This is a genomic window from Planktothricoides raciborskii GIHE-MW2, assembly GCF_040564635.1.
GTDB lineage: Bacteria > Cyanobacteriota > Cyanobacteriia > Cyanobacteriales > Laspinemataceae > Planktothricoides > Planktothricoides raciborskii.
Genome location: NZ_CP159837.1, coordinates 3,339,188 through 3,357,795, shown reverse-complemented (window position 1 = coordinate 3,357,795; position 18,608 = coordinate 3,339,188). Strand labels below are relative to the sequence as shown.

12 protein-coding genes are annotated in these 18,608 nt (G+C 44.8%); 6 read left to right on the top strand and 6 right to left on the bottom strand.

Going from position 1 to position 18,608, the window contains the following annotated elements:
- Window positions 1-76 precede the first annotated feature (76 nt).
- Window positions 77-340 (top strand): hypothetical protein, encoded by a 264-nt coding sequence (locus ABWT76_RS14250; RefSeq protein ID WP_156331541.1) that lies wholly within the window; start codon window positions 77-79, stop codon window positions 338-340.
- Between the two features lie 228 nt (window positions 341-568).
- The gene (locus ABWT76_RS14245; protein WP_190877690.1) at window positions 569-2,722 is read left to right on the top strand and encodes a polyribonucleotide nucleotidyltransferase; all 2,154 of its coding nucleotides are present in this window, start codon (window positions 569-571) and stop codon (window positions 2,720-2,722) included.
- Window positions 2,723-2,886: 164 nt separating this feature from the next.
- Here ABWT76_RS14245 and ABWT76_RS14240 read toward each other — a convergent pair whose 3' ends face one another.
- From ABWT76_RS14240 to ABWT76_RS14230, 3 genes are all read right to left on the bottom strand, one after another.
- Complete coding sequence (locus ABWT76_RS14240) at window positions 2,887-4,566, bottom strand: patatin-like phospholipase family protein (RefSeq protein WP_354636305.1); 1,680 nt, start codon at window positions 4,564-4,566, stop codon at window positions 2,887-2,889.
- 459 nt (window positions 4,567-5,025) lie between these two features.
- The gene (locus ABWT76_RS14235; RefSeq protein ID WP_354636304.1) at window positions 5,026-6,903 is read right to left on the bottom strand and encodes a serine/threonine-protein kinase; all 1,878 of its coding nucleotides are present in this window, start codon (window positions 6,901-6,903) and stop codon (window positions 5,026-5,028) included.
- A gap of 73 nt (window positions 6,904-6,976) precedes the next feature.
- A complete protein-coding gene (locus ABWT76_RS14230; RefSeq protein WP_156331542.1) occupies window positions 6,977-7,117 on the bottom strand; it encodes a hypothetical protein in 141 nt (46 codons plus the stop codon).
- 116 nt (window positions 7,118-7,233) lie between these two features.
- Between ABWT76_RS14230 and ABWT76_RS14225 the strand changes: the two genes are divergently transcribed.
- The 3 genes from ABWT76_RS14225 to ABWT76_RS14215 all read left to right on the top strand — a co-directional run bounded on the left by ABWT76_RS14225 (window position 7,234) and on the right by ABWT76_RS14215 (window position 13,402).
- The gene (locus ABWT76_RS14225; protein ID WP_156331543.1) at window positions 7,234-7,392 is read left to right on the top strand and encodes a hypothetical protein; all 159 of its coding nucleotides are present in this window, start codon (window positions 7,234-7,236) and stop codon (window positions 7,390-7,392) included.
- 113 nt (window positions 7,393-7,505) lie between these two features.
- A complete protein-coding gene (locus ABWT76_RS14220; protein ID WP_082348745.1) occupies window positions 7,506-8,093 on the top strand; it encodes a gamma-glutamylcyclotransferase in 588 nt (195 codons plus the stop codon).
- 392 nt (window positions 8,094-8,485) lie between these two features.
- Window positions 8,486-13,402 (top strand): TIR domain-containing protein, encoded by a 4,917-nt coding sequence (locus ABWT76_RS14215; protein WP_354636303.1) that lies wholly within the window; start codon window positions 8,486-8,488, stop codon window positions 13,400-13,402.
- Window positions 13,403-13,682: 280 nt separating this feature from the next.
- Here the strand turns inward: ABWT76_RS14215 and radC are convergent, their stop codons facing one another.
- The 3 genes from radC to ABWT76_RS14200 form a co-directional block, all read right to left on the bottom strand.
- Window positions 13,683-14,414, bottom strand: coding sequence for a DNA repair protein RadC (radC, locus tag ABWT76_RS14210; RefSeq protein WP_054464997.1), 732 nt, complete (start codon window positions 14,412-14,414; stop codon window positions 13,683-13,685).
- Window positions 14,415-14,590: 176 nt separating this feature from the next.
- Window positions 14,591-14,905, bottom strand: coding sequence for a hypothetical protein (locus ABWT76_RS14205; RefSeq protein WP_354636302.1), 315 nt, complete (start codon window positions 14,903-14,905; stop codon window positions 14,591-14,593).
- A gap of 77 nt (window positions 14,906-14,982) precedes the next feature.
- Window positions 14,983-15,876, bottom strand: a complete 894-nt coding sequence (locus ABWT76_RS14200; RefSeq protein WP_354636301.1) for an Hpt domain-containing protein — start codon at window positions 15,874-15,876, stop codon at window positions 14,983-14,985.
- Window positions 15,877-16,465: 589 nt separating this feature from the next.
- On the opposite strand from ABWT76_RS14200, the gene ABWT76_RS14195 reads away from it, so the two are divergent.
- Window positions 16,466-18,535 (top strand): FAD-dependent oxidoreductase, encoded by a 2,070-nt coding sequence (locus tag ABWT76_RS14195; RefSeq protein ID WP_082348746.1) that lies wholly within the window; start codon window positions 16,466-16,468, stop codon window positions 18,533-18,535.
- The last annotated feature ends 73 nt before the right edge of the window (window positions 18,536-18,608 follow it).

The following is an 18,608-nucleotide window of genomic DNA, read 5'->3' as shown; positions in this document are numbered from 1 at the left end:
AATTTAAAGAGCATTTGTCACCTGAGTGGGTTATCATACATAGTTGATCCTAAAAGGTAAGACTGGAATAGCACTCTTGAGCGATCGTCATATCGAGTTAGCCAAGCCGTCGGTTCTCCTGAAAACTAAAAGCTCTGGGGAGGCAGAAAATGTAGCTGGAGTGACATCGGGCGATATTATACCACTGCCAGACCGAGTGGAAGCCGTGGAACAGTGGCCAGAAGCGGAACAAATGAGAAATTACAGGGGGAAAAAACTTTCTTCCTGGAGAAACACCACTGTAGGGGCGCAATGCTTGCCCCCTCGCCAATCATGTTGGAAAGCTTTGTGTCTCTCTTGATGAGTAAGATAGCTAAAGCATGAACATCCTAAAGTAGGATAGCGATTACCCCCCTCCCCCAGTTGGTTCCTCGCCCCAGCAAAACTTCGAATATTTGAAAACAGTGCTGCAATTGCCCGGAGTGAATAGTCAACATAGAACGTTTAAGCTTGAGAATCGCCAAAGCTAACCCCCTGAAGATCGCCTTGCCAAAGGATAGCGAGTGAATATAGAAGGATAAATAACTAGATGAAAGAGATTTCTAAGTCGATATCTTTTGACGGAAGAGATATTCGACTGAATGTAGGACTGTTGGCACCTCAAGCAGGGGGTGCCGTGTTAATTCAGTCAGGAGATACTGCGGTTTTTGTCACGGCCACACGAGCTCAGGGCCGAGAAGGGATTGATTTTCTCCCCCTGTTAGTAGATTACGAAGAACGACTCTATGCGGGGGGCAAGATTCCCGGTGGATTTTTGCGCCGAGAAGGGCGTCCACCAGAGAAGGTGACGCTGACCAGCCGTTTGATCGACCGTCCGCTGCGACCCTTGTTCCCTCACTGGTTGCGCGATGATATCCAAATTGTGGCCACAACTCTGTCAATGGATGAACAAGTTCCCCCAGATGTGTTGGCGGTGACTGGGGCATCGGTGGCGGTTCTGTTGGCGGAGTTACCTTTTTATGGCCCAATGGCCGCCGTGCGCGTCGGTTTGGTGGGAGATGATTTTATTATTAATCCCACCTATAAGGAAATTAAAGAAGGCGATCTCGATCTGGTCGTCGCAGGATCCCCCGATGGGGTGATTATGGTGGAAGCCGGAGCCAATCAACTCCCAGAACAAGATATTATTGAAGCGATCGATTTTGGCTATGAAGCCGCCTGCGATTTGATTAAAGCCCAGCAGGAAATGATCGAGGAACTCGGACTGAAGATCGTTATCGATGAACCGCCCCCAGAAGATGAAGTCTTGGAGAGTTTTATTCGCGATCGCTCCACAGAGAAAATCCAAGTGGTGCTCAAGAACCATGACCTGAACAAAATGGAACGGGATGCGGCTCTTGATGCCATTAAAGATGAAATCGCTCAAGAAATCGAGAGTTTGCCGGAAGAAGACCCCGTGTTAGTCGCCGCCACGGAAAATGGTAAAGCGGTGGGGAATTTCTTCAAGAACGTCACCAAACAAATGATGCGGAAACAAATCCTGGAAGAAGGGGTGCGCGTCGATGGTCGTAAGCTTGATGAAGTCCGGCCAATTTCCTGTCGAGTGGGTCTGCTGCCGTCACGAGTTCACGGGACGGGTTTGTTCCAACGGGGCTTAACTCAAGTGCTGTCCGTTGTCACCTTGGGAACTCCCGGAGATGCCCAAGAACTCGCGGACGACCTCAACCCGGAAACCGAAAAACGCTATCTGCATCACTACAACTTCCCGCCTTTTTCCGTGGGGGAAACCAAACCCATGCGATCGCCGGGACGCCGGGAAATTGGACATGGGGCATTAGCCGAACGCGCCTTAGTGCCAGTGTTGCCGCCCCAAGAACAATTCCCTTATGTGATTCGAGTAGTTTCCGAAGTCTTATCCTCCAACGGTTCTACCTCAATGGGTTCGGTCTGCGGTTCCACCCTATCCTTGATGGATGCCGGGGTGCCAATTTCTAAACCCGTATCTGGTGCGGCAATGGGGTTAATTAAAGAAGGGGACGAAGTACGCATCCTCACGGATATTCAAGGGATTGAAGATTTCTTAGGGGATATGGACTTTAAGGTTGCGGGGACAGACGCGGGGATTACTGCCTTACAAATGGACATGAAAATCACCGGGCTATCCTTGGAAACCGTCGCCAAAGCTATCCACCAAGCTAAACCGGCCCGACTGCATATTTTGGAGAAAATGCTGGCCACCATCGATCAACCTCGGTCAGAAATCTCTCCTTATGCTCCTCGGTTGTTGACCATTAAGATCGATCCGGATCTCATTGGCATGGTGATTGGACCTGGTGGTAAGACCATTAAAGGTATTACCGAGGAAACCGGCGCCAAAATCGATATTGAAGATGATGGCACTGTCACCGTTTCCGCAATGGATAATGTCCGAGCCCAACGGGCAATTACCATTATTCAAAATATGACCCGCAAGATTTCCGCTGGGGATGTTTATGTGGGTCGGGTGACTCGGATTATTCCCATTGGTGCCTTTGTGGAATTCCTCCCCGGTAAAGAAGGGATGGTTCATATTTCCCAAATTGCTGACTACCGTGTGGGTAAGGTAGAAGATGAACTGAGTGTCGGCGATCGCGTGATTATTAAAGTCCGCGAAATTGATAACAAAGGTCGGATTAACCTGACTCGGTTAAATATTCATCCCGACGAAGCCGCTGCTGCTAAAGCTGCTGCCGGGATGCAATAAAATTCACGGCTTAAACCAAAATTAATCCGTTGATGCAAAAAAAAGCTTCTGATATCAGAAGCTTTTTTAATGTTTTAAGAATTACCCATTAGGATGATCCCAAGCATCTCGCCGTCTGCCCAGATGCTTCCCTAGGTTTCCGATTGAGCATGACAGAAAATTCTCTAAAGCTGATATCGCTTAATTAAAGCTTCTGGGTCATTTTGCATCAGTTCCCAGGCTTCTTTACTTTTGTTCCAGACTTCTGTCACTACTGGATCTTGGCCAATTTTATCAGCTTTCTGTTCCAGGATATACTCTAATAAATTAAAGCACATAGTAACTTGACCACAGGAAATCACTTGGTTTAAACCTTGCTTTTCTTCTCCCCATTTAAACCATAGAGTCGTTGCCATATTGGTAGATGCTGTGGCTATTTGTTGCATTTTCTCCGAAGGGTTTTTTAAATTCGGATCGGTAAATTTTTTACCCTGTTTTTTTTCTAAATCGTAGATATAGTTAGCAATGACGATATTGCCATAGGTGTTAAAGTTGCCATCTTTATCCTTAGAGTAAACTTCGCGAGAGACTAAACTACGAATTCGTTTCATAAAAACCGTGGGCAAGACTAACATAGAACCAACGCGAATTTCTACCAATTTTAATACTTCATCAACGGTCAAAGTTCGCGTGTTATCCCAAAGAGATACTCCAAGTTCTTTCTGTAAATTTTCTTGAACATTGGGCAATAAATTTCCTCGAAATTCTTGGAATAAAAGACCGATAAATCCCGCCACACTCAAACTTAATAAAAATGGCACTCCTACCAATAAAAGCTCCATTGGTTCAAACTTTTGATTGACCAGATCGCTAATGGCTTGAGCTAATAACAGGAATGGAATTAGATAGATAAATCCGCGAGCAAACCGACTCATCAAAACCAGATTTTCCAAAGTTACATTACTTAAAATTCTTTGGTTGGTTTTAGCTTGACTTTCGGGATTCACATAAGAAGATGGTTGAAAAATATCTTCGGTACTGGGCTGAATGTTATCCGTATCTGAGACAATTAGTAGGCCAATTTCTGCCGTTTCCGGGGTTTTACCTTGTTTAATCTGACGACGAATTCTGTCATTGGCAAGCATGAGGCTTTGCACCCCCTGATTATCATCAACGCCCCCATCCATCAAAGCTACTGGCAGTGTTGATTTCAAATTTTCCGGCAGTTTTTCTTTGATTTTTTCATATTCAGTTTCCGAGAAATAGTCATCAGGAAAGACCATTGGTTCAAAGCCACCAGGAAAACAAGAGGAACTTGCCACAATATCGGCAATGCGGATTTGTTTGGCGACTTCTGGAGGAATAGAAATTTTGTTGTTACCAATCAGCCCCCCGTTACTGCGTTGAAATCGGAAGACTAAGCCATTGTCAAACTCGGTGGCGTTAAAGATGATTTCTTTGAGATGAATATTAGGGGCGGCATCAAATAACTGGCCGAATTTAGATCCGTTAAACAGCCGTTGGTTGTAGACATTCGCAGCGGCTTTAATTAATTTAATTTCACCAGTTCCGCTTTCTCTCTGGGCGTTGAGTTCTTCTAACCAAAGGGAGGGAAGATGAGTGGATGCGAGATCCTGGTAAAATCCTTGAAAGAATTCTGGAAAACTTTTACCATCAGCCTGGGATAGTGCATATCTGGCGCCGGTAAAAGTTCCCCCTGATACCGTTGATATCATCGTCACATCCTGGAGAATTCCCACATATTCGAGGAAGTCCAAGGTTCCGAGGTGAAACGCAGTGGCGCGATAGCCGCCACCAGAAAGTCCGATCGCAATACTGCCGAAAGGTTTTTGATTATTGTTCATAGTATAACCAATGGTAAGGATTCGCGGCGATGAATAAACCAATGCTTCTTAGTCTATATCCAGAAGACCTGTTTACGGAATGTTTCCTAAATTTTTAATCATTTTTTAATAAAAATTAACAAAAATTAATGCAACAGCCCCTAACATTCGTAGGGTGGACAAAAAATTTTACCCACCCTACCCTACCATATATGATGGTGAATTTTTGCCCACCCTACAATATAATACTAAACCAGGATCGGGCGAAGCATTCCGGTAGTAGGGGCGTGATCTTTCCGGCAGTGTAGGGGCGAATGGCCATTCGCCCCTACTGCTGAAAATATTAAATGGACTGCCGGAAAGATCACGCCCCTACCGGAATGCTTCGCCCTTACAATATTGTCAGCAATAATTTATCTGCCGGAATGCTTCGCCCATACAAATTATTGTAGTTTATTAATCTGAAAAACGCGGTAATCCCTATTGATATTGATTTTGTAACATAGTAAATTGATCGAAGGCGATCGCATACCAAACTTGACCAATGGGCTGGTTAATAAAATCCTCATCTTGGACATTAGGAAACAAAGCAAAAAATTTAGCATCCGTCTCTTCAAATAGGGCGGAACTATTTAGATTACTGTCAGCTAAAACATCTTGCCATTTGTTTAAATCAGAGGTTCTATATTTACCCAGTTTTTTTCTGGCTGGTTCGCTTAACGATTCCAGCTTTACTAATAGTTGAATTCCGACAATATGCCAGCGCGATCGCCAAATTTCATCCTCTGGCTTCATGGTCAAAGTTTTATTTTCTTGTTCGGGATATTGCAGATAAAATAATTGATCTACTAAACGCATAAAAAACCGCTCGTTAATCCCCAAAGCTGCTCGCCTTTCTTGCAATTCAGCTTTCAATTCGGCCTCAGTCTTATTCTCAAACTCCGATAAATTTTTATCGCCGGATTCAAATAATCTATTTTCATTAGCAGGATTTTGATCCCCGCGAGATTGTAGCCAATAATTCGCCACCCTCCAACCGGCATGACCGGCACCGAATCCCACTAATAATAATAAGAGAATTTTTCCCCAAAATCCCCAAAATCTTTGAGCAAAAGACGGTTTCAGGGTTGTGGTTGAAGCGTTATAGGGCATCTGACTATCGGGAAAACCCGTTAACTGGGTATCCGGCAACCTGGGTGGCAGGGAGACAGCGGTGGATTTACCAGGGTCTAGGTGAGGAGATGATGGCGCCCACCCTGATGCAGCCTTCAACTCTGGGGGCAATTCCGTGGGGGAGTTGGATTGGTTGGCAGGCAGGTTGGCAGACATAACAGCCGGTGTTGGAGTCAGACCAGCCCAGAAACCTAGGGCTTGCAGGACTTCTCTCGCTGATTGAAAGCGATCGCCTTGTGGTCGCGACAGCATCTTATTCAGCACCTGGGTTAACCGGGGACTCAGGGAGACAAACTGTTCCCAAGCCCAACACATTTGATGGGTATCAAACAATGCCGATGGTTCTTTGCCAGTTAACAATACCAGCACCGTCACCGCCAAAGAATATAAATCACTGTGAGGATGAACCACCCCCAATACCATCTGTTCTTCTGGGGCATAACCCAGTTTGCCAATTCGCGTGATTAACGGAGGTGTTTTCTGTGGTGTTTGTCCATGCTTTCCTGTCGATCCAGAACTCGACTCATTCGACTCATTCCCCGACTGTTCAATGGTGGCCGCTACTTGTTTAACCCCGCCAAAATCAATCAGAATCGGCAGTTGGTCGCTACTGCGTAAAATTAAATTGTCTGGGGAAATATCCCGATGAATCACCCCTTGAGAATGGATATAATCCAACACCGGCAGAATTTGCCGTAACAGTTCCATCCCCTCCGCTTCACTAAATCGATATCCTTGACTTTGGCGATGAATCAATAAATCTCGATAAGTTTGACCCTCTACATAATCTTGAACTAAAAATAGACCGGTTTCTGAACCTACTTGACAGCGGCAAATTTCCCGAAATCTGGGAATTTGCGGGTGTTGCAACTTGTACATCACTCCCGCTTCACGGTTAAACAGTTCCTCAGCTTTTTTTAAGGCAGAAGCCCCTTGGAGTTTCGGGGCAAATTCTTTGAGCACGCATCGTTCGTTAAAACGATTAATATCTTGGGCCAGGTAAGTTCGCCCAAAGCCCCCCTGTCCCAGTTGTTGAATAATCCGATAGCGATCGCCTAGTAGTTTCTGTAAAAGGGATGCTTCTATACCAAGTTTCTCGGTGACAGGTTGCTGAATTTCTTGGCCACAGACTTGGCAAAAGCGATTACCAGGGGGATTTTTATGTCCTTGAGGGCAGTAAAGCATCTTCGGGTTGGGAGTCTTGAGTCCGGCTTCTGGATTATTTTTAGCAAATCTAATCTAACTTTAACAAATCACTTTAACCAAGATCGGGAAGCGCGATCGCGGCGATCGCGAGGTTGTTCGTCTCCCCCCGAATATCCCCGCGAATATCTCCGCGATCGCCCCCGAAATTGAATTTTTGATTAAGTTTGATTAAGTTTGATGAAAAATAGGCCATAATTCATTGATGAAAAAAAGCTCTATTTTTGCCCTATTTTTGCCTTATTTTTGCCCTATTTTTCTCCTATTTTTAACTATTTTTCCAGAGGTATTTGGCGGAATCGATGCTGAACGATGCCAAGACTGTCTAATAAAATTTCTAATCAAATGTTAAAAAATATTACGGAAATATTTACGGAAAATTCAGGATCGATTAGTAATTATTTTTTATCCCTGGTGCAACGATTTCCCCAACCGGAAAATCGCCCCCCGGCCATCGGCACAAATTGTTAAGAATTCTTTAATCTACGGTTACTCGGTCGGGATTATGTTGTTTTTTGGGAAAATTTGAGTAAAATGTAGATCAACACAGAAATCATCATAGAAATTAAAGTTAATAGCCATATATGACAGTTCAACCTGGACAGTTTCACTCAAATCACGCAAAACCTTTACACGATCGCCGGTTCACCGCACATCTGGAACTGGTAAACCAAAGCAGTGAACATAAGTTTTACTATTTTGCTTACGGTTCTTGTATGTGCCCGGTAGATTTGAAGCGATCGCTCGGTGAAAATACGCACCAATATGTGATTGGCCCCGCGACATTATCAGACTATCGACTGGCATTTTATGGCTATTCGGATTTACGCAACTGTGGCGTATTGGATGTGATTAAACAGCCAAATGCTTCTGTTGAAGGAGTGTTATATCAACTTCCCATGAGATTAAGTGACGCCCTAGATCGACGAGAAGTGGGTTATCGTTATGAAATAGTAGAACTGGTCAGTCAGGGGAAACGCTATCAGAATGTTCGCACCTACTCAGTGATTGACAAGTTATCGGAAGAATTAGCCCCTAATGACTGGTATCTCAACACCGTATTACGGGGTGCCGTTACTTGCGGACTCCCGGAACAGTATTGCTGGCGGTTATTTAATCATATGTATCAACTTCAGCAACACTGTTCTGCGGCTAAGATGCGATCGGCTTAAAACTCAGCCTCATCCCCGTCTCAAATAATGTTTCCAATCATCGGGCGACAATCAGAGAAATTCTTGGGGCGCTTTTCGCCGCGCCCCTACAGGAAATAACGATACATAAATATTTGTGAAGACAGCTTTTCCAAACCCATACAAGATGAGCTTTTTCAGAGGAGTTGGGGGAGTTGGGGAAATCCACCCCAAAACGGTATTTTGCTAGAATTATCTGTAATAAGACTTACACATTAACGAGATCGGTAGGGTGCCCGTTCCGAGCTATAACGCACCAATAAACAATATATAAAGTTGTTGCGTAAGTCCTATATAAATAAACCAAATTAACCGCCAGGGAATTCATTCCCCGAAGGCTGTGGTTTACTTAGTATAAAACCGCTTATTAGCTTATGACAAAATTCTACAACGCCTTCATTTCCTATGGCCGCGCCGATAGCAAAGAATTTGCTACAAAACTTTACAATTGCCTCACCAGCGCCGGTTTTAACATTTGGTTTGACCAAAACGATATTCCCTTGGGGGTAGATTTCCAAAATCAAATCGATGATGGCATTGCCAAAGCGGATAATTTCCTCTTTATTATTGCCCCCCATGCGGTGAATTCGCCCTATTGCCAGAAGGAAATTAATCGGGCATTAAAATACAATAAGCGCATTATTCCCTTACTCCATATTGAGCAAATTACCCAGGAAATTTGGCAAGAACGAAATCCCCAAGGGACAAAGGAAGACTGGGAAGCATATCAAGCAAAAGGTTTGGATTCTTCTTTGACCAATATGCCGCCAAAAATCGGCAAAATTAACTGGGTATATTTCCGGGAAAATGCGGATAATTTTGACACATCTTTGGCGGGACTTATCGAAGTATTCCACAGCCATGAAGATTATGTGAGACAGCATACAGAAATATTAGCCAAAGCCCGGGAATGGGAGCAAAATAAAAAGCCCAGTCGTTATTTATTAATTGGGCAAGAACGCCAAGCCGCCGAAGCATGGTTAGATATTCGGTTTAAAGAAGAACAAGCCCCCTGTCAGCCGTCGGATTTACATTGTGAATATATCTGTGAAAGCATTAAAAATGCCAATAATTTATTGACTCAGGTGTTTATCCGCTATGCGGAACCAGACCGAGAAGTAATGGAAAAACTCACTCGAACATTGCAGCGAGAAAAAATCACCATTTGGACTGAGAGAAGCGACATCAAAAAACGGATGAGTTTCCAGGAAAAACTGCATCGGGGTATCGCGATCGCGGATAATTTTGTTTACTTAGTTTCCCCAGAGTCTCTCACCGCTGACTATTGCCAAACCGAAATAGATTTAGCCTTATATTATCACAAGCGAATAATATGTTTCATCGTCCCGAATAAAGAAAGCGAGGCCCTGCCAGAATTTAGTTATGAATATCAGACAAATGAGTTAATCAAACAAATTAAAGATGACGAACTATATTATCATCAGCATAAGATTTTATTAGTGCAAGCCCTGAAATGGCAAGAGCAAAATCATAACCCTAGCATTTTGTTTCGGGGATATAACCTACAACATTTTCAGGCATGGCTGAAAATAGCAGAAACCCATGACCATCCGCCAACGGATTTACAAAAAGAATTTCTAACAGCCAGCAGTCAGCATCAAGCCAAATCTTTAGAAGTATTTATATCCTATTCCCGGACGGATTCTGACTTAGCCCGAAAACTCAATGATGCCTTACAATTTCAGGGAAAAACCACCTGGTTTGACCAGGAAAGTATCGCGGCTGGCACAGATTTTCAGCAAGAAATATACCGGGGCATAGAAAACTCTGATAACTTCCTATTTATTATATCCCCAAACTCCGTATCTTCTGCTTATTGTAGCGATGAGGTGGAATATGCCGAAAAATTAAACAAGCGATTTGTCACCATATTATATCGTCAAGTTGAGCCAAAAACATTACATCCGGCTTTGGCCAAAGTGCAATGGATTGATTTTACCCAGCATGAAGGAGATTTTTATGCAAATTTTAGCGAATTAGTCAGAACCTTAGACACAGACAGAGACCATGTGCAGAGTCATACCTTATGGTCGCAACGGGCTTTAGAATGGGAGGAAAAATCTCAAACTAAGGATTTATTATTGCGGGGCAGTGAGTTAAATGTGGCTGAGAGTTGGTTGCGGGAAAGTGAGGCAGAAAATAAGCAACCACCAGCCACCGATTTACAAAAGAAATTTATTGCTAAAAGTCGGCAACAAAACCGGAATAATCGACTCTTACAAATTGGGTCAGTAGCAGCGTTTATTATATTGGTCAGTGGGGCGGCGGTGATTGCCGTGTTATTTGGCTTACAAGCGAAAGAACAAGAACAAAAAGCTAATCAATTAGCAACAGAAGCCAATATTAAAGCAGATGCTTTGTTCGCCAAAAGTTTAGTGGACTCTGACCCAGTAGACGCTTTAATTCGTGCGATTCAAGTCACCGGCAGAAGTAAAAAAGACTTGGGTCAAGTTTTGCCTCTCGTGCAATCTAGTTTATTAGCAGCATTGCAGGTGACACACGAACGCAACGTTTTCAAAGGCCATGAGGATTCTGTCTTCTCAGTAGCATTTTCCCCGGATGGGTCAAAAATTGTTTCTGGGAGTGGGGACGGAACGATTCGGCTGTGGGATGTCAACTCTGGGTCAGAATTAGCTGTCTTCAAGGGACATAACGATTATGTCTTGTCAGTAGCATTTTCCCCGGATGGGTCAAAAATTGTTTCTGGGAGTGGGGACGGAACGATTCGGCTGTGGGATGTCAACTCTGGGTCAGAATTAGCTGTCTTCAAGGGACATAACGATTATGTCTTCTCAGTAGCATTTTCCCCCGATGGGTCAAAGATTGTTTCTGGAAGTGGGGACGGAACGATTCGCCTGTGGGATATTAAGTCCCGGTCAGAATTAGCTGTCTTCAAAGGCCATGAGGATTATATCTCCTCAGTGGCATTTTCCCCGGATGGGTCAAAAATTGTTTCTGGAAGTGGGGATCAGACGATTCGCCTGTGGGATATCAACTCTGAGTCAGAATTAGCTGTATTCAAGGGACATAAAGATTCTGTCCAATCAGTAGCATTTTCCCCGGATGGGTCAAAAATTGTTTCTGGAAGTATGGACAACACGATTCGCCTGTGGGATGTCAACTCTGAGTCAGAATTAGCTGTATTCAAGGGACATAAAGATTCTGTCAGTTCAGTAGCATTTTCCGCGGATGGGTCAAAAATTGTTTCTGGGAGTAGTGACGGAACGATTCGCCTGTGGGATATTAAGTCCGGGTCAGAATTAGCTGTCTTCAAGGGACATGAGGATTGGGTCAGGTCAGTAGCATTTTCCCCGGATGGGTCAAAGATTGTTTCTGGGAGTAGGGACAACACGATTCGCCTGTGGGATATCAACTCCGGGTCAGAATTCTCCTCCTTCAAAGGCCATGAGGATGTGGTCAGGTCAGTAGCATTTTCCCCGGATAGGTCAAAGATTGCTTCTGGGAGTAAGGACAAGACGATTCGGCTGTGGGATATTCAGTCCGGTTCAGAATTAGCCGTATTCAATGGCCATGAGTCTTTTGTGTTTTCAGTAGCATTTTCCCCGGATGGGTCAAAGATTGCTTCTGGGAGTAGGGACAACACGATTCGCCTGTGGGATGTCAAGTCCGGATCAAAATTAGCCATCTTCAAGGGACATGAGGATTGGGTCAGGTCAGTAGCATTTTCCCCGGATGGGTCAAAGATTGTTTCTGGGAGTCATGACAACACGATTCGCCTGTGGGATGTCAAGTCTCAGTCAGAATTAGCCGTTTTCAAAGGCCATGAGTCTTTTGTGTTTTCAGTAGCATTTTCCCCGGATGGGTCAAAGATTGTTTCTGAGAGTTATGACAACACGATTCGCCTGTGGGATGTCAACTCCAGGTTAGAATTAGGTGTCTTTAATCTTGACTCTACTGTTTACTCAGTAGCATATTCCCCGGATGGGTCAAAGATTGTTTCTGGGAGTGTGGACAACACAATTCGACTGTGGGATGTCAAGTCTCGATCAGGATTAGCCGTCTTAAAAGGCCATGAGTATTCTGTATTTTCCGTAGCATTTTCCCCAGATGGTGACAGAATTGTGTCTGGGAGTGCGGACAGGACTATTCGTTTGTGGGATATCAACTCCAGGTCAGAATTAGCCGTTTTCAAAGGCCATGAGGATTTTGTCTACTCAGTAGCATTTTCCCCTGATGGGTCAAAGATTGTTTCTGGGAGTAGGGACGGGACGGTTCGGCTGTGGTTAGGAACTTGGCAGGGTTGGTTGGATGCTGGGTGTGACAAGCTGCGGTTGCATCCGGTGTTTGTGGAGGCGGGTGATCCCCCCAACCCCCCGATCATCGGGGGGCTAGAAAACGATCCCCCCAACCCCCCGATCATCGGGGGGCTAGGAGATGATTCCGTTTCAAAAGGGGGGCTAAGAGAAGATGATCCCCCCAACCCCCCGATCATCGGGGGGCTTTCGGGAGATGGGGAAGACTTGCAAATAGCCAGTGAAGCTGTGGAAACTTGTGAAAAAGGGATTAAAGAAAATGGTGAAAGTATATGGAATAACCAGGAAAAAGCCGAGTTTTGGGTCAGGCAAGGTTTGGCTGTAGCGCGGTTGACTGGAGATTTTGCCGCCGCGAACGAGAAGTTTGAGCAAGCCAAACAGTTGGAGCCAAAGTTTTATCAGTCTTTAGGATATGACCCACAGATTAAAGCGAAAGAACTAAGAGCCTCGGTTTTAGTTTCTGAAGGGGAAAAATTAGGAAAAGAAGGCAAGTTACAAGAAAGCATCGCCAAGTTCCAGGAAGCTAAAACCCTGGATTCTTCCTGGGATTTTGACCCGGAAGCGAAGGCAAAATCATTGGTGGTGCCTGCTTTAGTGAATCAGGCAGCCGAGTTAATCAAAGAAGATCATGCTACTGAAGCATTAGCTAAGTATAAGGAAGCACAAAAGCTAGATGCTCAATTAAAACAATCAGATATATCGGATTTAAATAACTTGTGTCGCTATGGCAGTTTGCGGGGTTATGGGGCTGAGGTGATGAGTGCTTGCGAAATGGCGGTGAAACGCAATCCCAATAATGGAGGTATTCGGGATAGTCGCGGGGTAGCCCGGGCTTTAACTGGGGATTATGCGGGGGCAATTTCAGATTTGGAGGCATTTATTAAGTGGACTAATAATGATGAGAGCAAAGCACAGCGTCAGGGTTGGGTGGATGCCTTGAAGAAGGGGAAGAATCCGTTTACAGAGGAGGTGTTGCAGGAGTTGTTAGAGGAGTGATTAATTCACCACAAAGACACAAAGGACACAAAGGTCTTAATTATCTCTTCGTGTTCTTTGTGCCTTTGTGGTTTACAGAGGTTTTCTTTCTTACTGAACCACGGTAGGGCGAAGCATTCCGGTAGGGGCGAAGCATTCCGGTAATCAGATTAATATTTTTAGCAATAATTTGTCTGCCGGAATGCTTCGCCCTTACAATATTTTGATCAATAATTTGTCTGCCGGAATGCTTCGCCCCTACAGATATTTTTAATTAAAAATGGTAGAACTTCCCGGTGCTCTATTCCCCTTGGGGATATTGTTCCCATAAATCACAAATCAGCCGCAAACTTTGATAATTTCCCTGACCTAAAATCAAATGATCCAAAATCGGTACTTGTAAATATTGCCCCCCTTGTAACAAATGACTGGTTAGGTCAATATCTTCGGGACTGGGTTCTAAATTTCCCGAAGGATGATTATGGGCAATAATGATTCGCGAAGCCCCTTGACGCAACACTTCCCGGAAAATTTCTCGCGGATGGGCCAGGGTTTCCGTTGCTGTCCCAATAGTCATTACTTTTGTGCCAATTAGACGATTTTTTACATCCAACAATAACACCGCAAACTTTTCTTGGGCTTGCCACATTAAATCATGGGCTAATGCTGCTGCTGCTTTATCTGGGTCATCAATAATTTGTCGTTCTGGAGGACGAGAATAAAACACTCGTTTGCCCAGTTCCACTGCCGCTAAAATTGTGGTGGCTTTAGCAGGGCCGAGTCCGGGAATTTCGGTTAATTCTTGCACCGTCATATCCCGGAGAAGTTCCAGGGGGTCGCGTTGGTTTTCGCTTAATTTCTGTAAAATATGCTGTCCTAAACCTACCGCCGATAATTTTCCTTGCCCTTGACCCGTGCGTAAGAGAATGGCAATTAATTCAGCGGTGGATAAAATTTTTGGGCCATAAGCCATTAAGCGTTCTCGCGGTCTTTCACTAAGCGGTAAATCTGCAATTCTGAGGCTATAGGTCATGGCAGGACAGCAAGATAATTGTTGGTTGTTGGTTGGTTGTTGTTGGTTGTTGTTGGTTGTTGGTTGTTAATTGCCAATTATATCGTAGGGCGACACAGATTCTCATTATATTTTTATAAGAGTATTTTCGCAGAATTTGGGTAAATTGTCAATAGGAAAATCTATTTTTTTCAGAGTTATTGATAGGATGTTCTCTCCAAGGTGCAGAGGAGTGGAGGGGCAGAGAGGGTGTAGGGTGTGGGGTGTGGGGTGTAGGGGGAAGCCGCCGTCGTGTAGGGTGTAGGGTGTGGGGTGTAGGGTGTAGGGGGAAGAGGAAAGAGGGTGTAGGGGGAAGCCGCCGTCGTGTAGGGTGTAGGGTGTAGGGTGTAGGGTGTAGGGGAAGAGTGAATAGTGAATAGTGAATAGTGAATAGTAAATAGTGAATAGTGAATAGTGAATAGTGATATTTCTTTTGTACGGGCGAATTGCCATTCGCCCCTACCACTTTTCACTTTTCACTTTCTTCCCCCACACCCAACAACCAAAGAATCCCTACCCAAAGAATCCCTACCCAACAACCAACAACCTCTTACATACTTTTCACCGCTTCCGCGAGTAATTTGACCAGCGTTACCAGTTGTTTTTTCTTAAATGCGCCTAACAAGGCTTTCGCAGCAGCTTTGGGTTCTAGGTCGATCGCTATTTGGTTTTCGCCTAAGCCCTTGGCAGGACCCGCTAGTTGGACGAGGACGGGACTAGGCCCGATCGCATTGGTTTGACCCAAAACCACTAAATCACTGGCCATTTTTAGTTCTTTGATGATTACCGGGGCTAAGGTGGGGTAGAGGTTATCTGGATTGGCGATCGCTTGACTCGCTGCTTTGACAATTTTTTGCCAAGGTTCGATAGCGAGTTCCTTGTCTAATTCCGCTAATTTTGTACATAAATAACCCAATTTTTTCCGGTTAGCATCAGTGGCAGTTTGTTTAAAAATTTGCAGCATTTCTCGCAAAAATTCCACAGCTTTTTCTCCAAATTCTGGATCGATTTCTTCATCTTCAGGAACACCAATTAATTGATGCAGGTATTTTTCTAAATCGATAAAAGCCGGTTCAGATTCTTTAACAATCCTATTACTTTCTTCGTCACTCAGCCCTTCAGGACTCGCCAGGTGATTGAGTAAGTCCCGCAGGGTATCAAATCCTTTTAAAAATAACGTTTCTAGTTTTTGATTCGCCTCAATGGGGTTTTCTTTGAGAATTTTAAAAGCATCCTCTAAGCGGTGGGCTGTTTTTTGAATGCTGCTAAATCCTAACATTGCTGCACCGCCTTTCACCGAATGAGCAGCGCGAAATAATTCTTGTAAGGTTTCGGGATCTTGCATTGTTGCGTCTAAATCCAATAACCCTTTTTCCAAGGTATCGAGGTGTTCTTTGGCTTCCTCGATGAAATACATCATAATCTGTTGTTGTCTTTCGTCCACGGCTAAGTCTCCGAAATCTACTAATATTTACACTCAATTTACACTCAATATTAATTAAATTAGGCAGAAAATTAGGTAGAAAATTAGGCTGATAATTAGGCGGTAATTTTCTGCGGCCATTTGATCGCGAGATTGCTTCGCAACACTATCGCGAGATTGCTTCGTAACGCTATCGCGAGATTGCTTCGCAACGCTATCGCGAGATTGCTTCGCAACGCTATCGCGAGATTGCTTCGCAACGCTATCGCGATCGCCTTGGGGTAAAACTCAGGTTAAAAAAGACCAGAAAAATACCTCGGCACGATTGCTTGATGACTGACTCTAGCTTAACGGTTCTGACATTCTTTACACCTGATTGTTAGAATTAGAAATTTCAATGCTTGCTTAGGGCTATTGTAAGCAAAAATTAAACACATATGACTGACGGATTTACCCCAAATGTAGAGTGGGATTCCCGCCGCCAACCCATATAGATAGCGTTTAATGGGTATAGTTGTGGAAATGCTGACCCTATGAACATTTGGCGACAAGTTGCGTCTAGCCCTGGATACCAGACTATTTCAGAAAATTCTCAGACTACCGATAGACTATGCAGCAAAAAGACGCAGCTAAAAGACTCAGGGGTCATCAAAGCCGCATTTCATGGGGCTTAACTGTGTGTTTGACCATCACTTCTTTCGGACTACCCACAGAGGTGGCAAAGGCGACTCCACCGAGAAACCCCGATAAAGAGGAAACTTGTGAAATTCTAGTTGTCGGTGGGGGACTAGCAGGGGCTGCTACAGCTTATGAAGGCTTATTAGCCGGTCACACTGTTTGTATGACGGAAATTACTGATTGGGTGGGGGGTCAAATTTCTTCCCAGGGGACTTCCGCTTTGGATGAACGCCCGACCCAACGACAAATGCTGTATTATCAACGCGGTTATCTGAAGTTGCGCGATCGCATTCAGCGACACTATGGCAAACTTAATCCGGGTCAATGCTGGGTTAGTGAATCTTGTTTTCTGCCAGAGGATGGCCATAAGCTGCTGATGCGGGTGTTAAAAGAGGCAGAGAAAAAAGGCAAGGGCAAGCTGAAATGGTATCCCAACACGGTGATTAAAGATTTGGATATCGCTAATTCTCAGATTAGAAGCGCGATCGCCATTCAACACCGACCAGCCCAGGGTACACCACCGTTGAATACTCTGCCCCTTTCCCAAACCATTGAAGACTCTTATCGTTACGAAAATTCCCGGCTATTCGATAAAACCATTATCCGCTTTGTCCCCCAACCGCCCAAGGTCAAACGCGGTCAAACCCCACCCCCTCGCCCCGCAGACTGGTATGTGGTGGAAGCCACGGAAACCGGGGAACTGATTGCCCTAGCTGATGTCCCGTACCGCTTAGGCATTGATCCGCGATCGGCCTTTGAACCCTCTTCTTCTAGTGTCAACGGCGATCCTTATTGCACCCAAGGGTTTACTTATACCTTTGCTATGCAAGCCACCAAAGACCCCCAAGACCATAAATTGCCAGATTTTTACGAACGCTATGCCCCTTATTACAGTTATGAATTACCTCGATTAGCCAACTTTAACCTGGTTTACACTTATCGGCGGATTTGGAGTGCCAAACATCACAAAAATCTGCCCGCAAATGTCCGGGAATGGCCGATTAATCCTGGGGATATTTCCATGCAAAACTGGACTTGGGGCAATGACTACCGACCGGGTACGTCTCAAGATAACTTAATTTATACCCGCGACCAACTCGAAGCTACAGGTCAGCTTGAACCGGGCGGCTGGTTGGGGGGACTGCGGACGGAAACCCTGGCAGCGGGTGAAGAACACGCCAAAGGTTATTTTTATTGGCTGGTGACTGGAACTACTGACTCCCAGTTAGGGGATGGGGTGAAAAAGCCTTATCCTAATCATCGGTATATGAGTGGCTATGATTCCCCAATGGCTACGGCGCATGGCTTGTCAAAGTATCCTTATATGCGCGAAGGCAGACGGATTATTGGTCGCCCTTCTTGGAGTCATCCTGATGGCTTTACTCTGTGGGAAATTGATATTTCTCGCCAAGATTATAGTAATGAGTTTTATCGCGTGAATTTGCTGCCAGAACAGTTCCGGCAGTTAAAAATTGCTTTGGCTGGTCTGGAAATGGCTGGTGCTATTGGGGGCGCTAAACCCCTGACGGAAATTACTAAGCGATCGCGATCGACGATTTTCCCAGATACGGTGGGTATTGGCCATTATGCGATCGACTTTCATCCCTGCATGAGCTTCTCCCCAGCAGAAGCCCCAGGCAATACGGAACGGGAAGGCGAACGCCAAGGTCAAGGGAACGCTTATCCTTTTGAAGTGCCTTTGCGTGCTATGATTCCCCAAAAAATTGACAATATGCTGGTTGCAGGCAAGAGTATCGCCACCAGTCATGTAGCCGCCGCCGCTTATCGGGTGCATTCCTTTGAATGGTCTGTGGGCGCTGCGGCGGGAACCACGATCAATTTTGCGATGGAAAAGGGCATTTTACCTTATGAAATGGTGGATGAATTGCCCCGCAAAGAACCGGATTTAGAATTATTACAACGGCGGTTAGAAATGAATGGTAATCCGGTGATTTTCCCCGATACTTCCATTTTTAATAATTCTTGGGAAAACTGGAGATAGTCGCCTGATCGGAAACTGTGAATCATGGGGCGGGTTTCCAACCCGCCCGTAGTAAGCGAGAAAAGAAATCCGG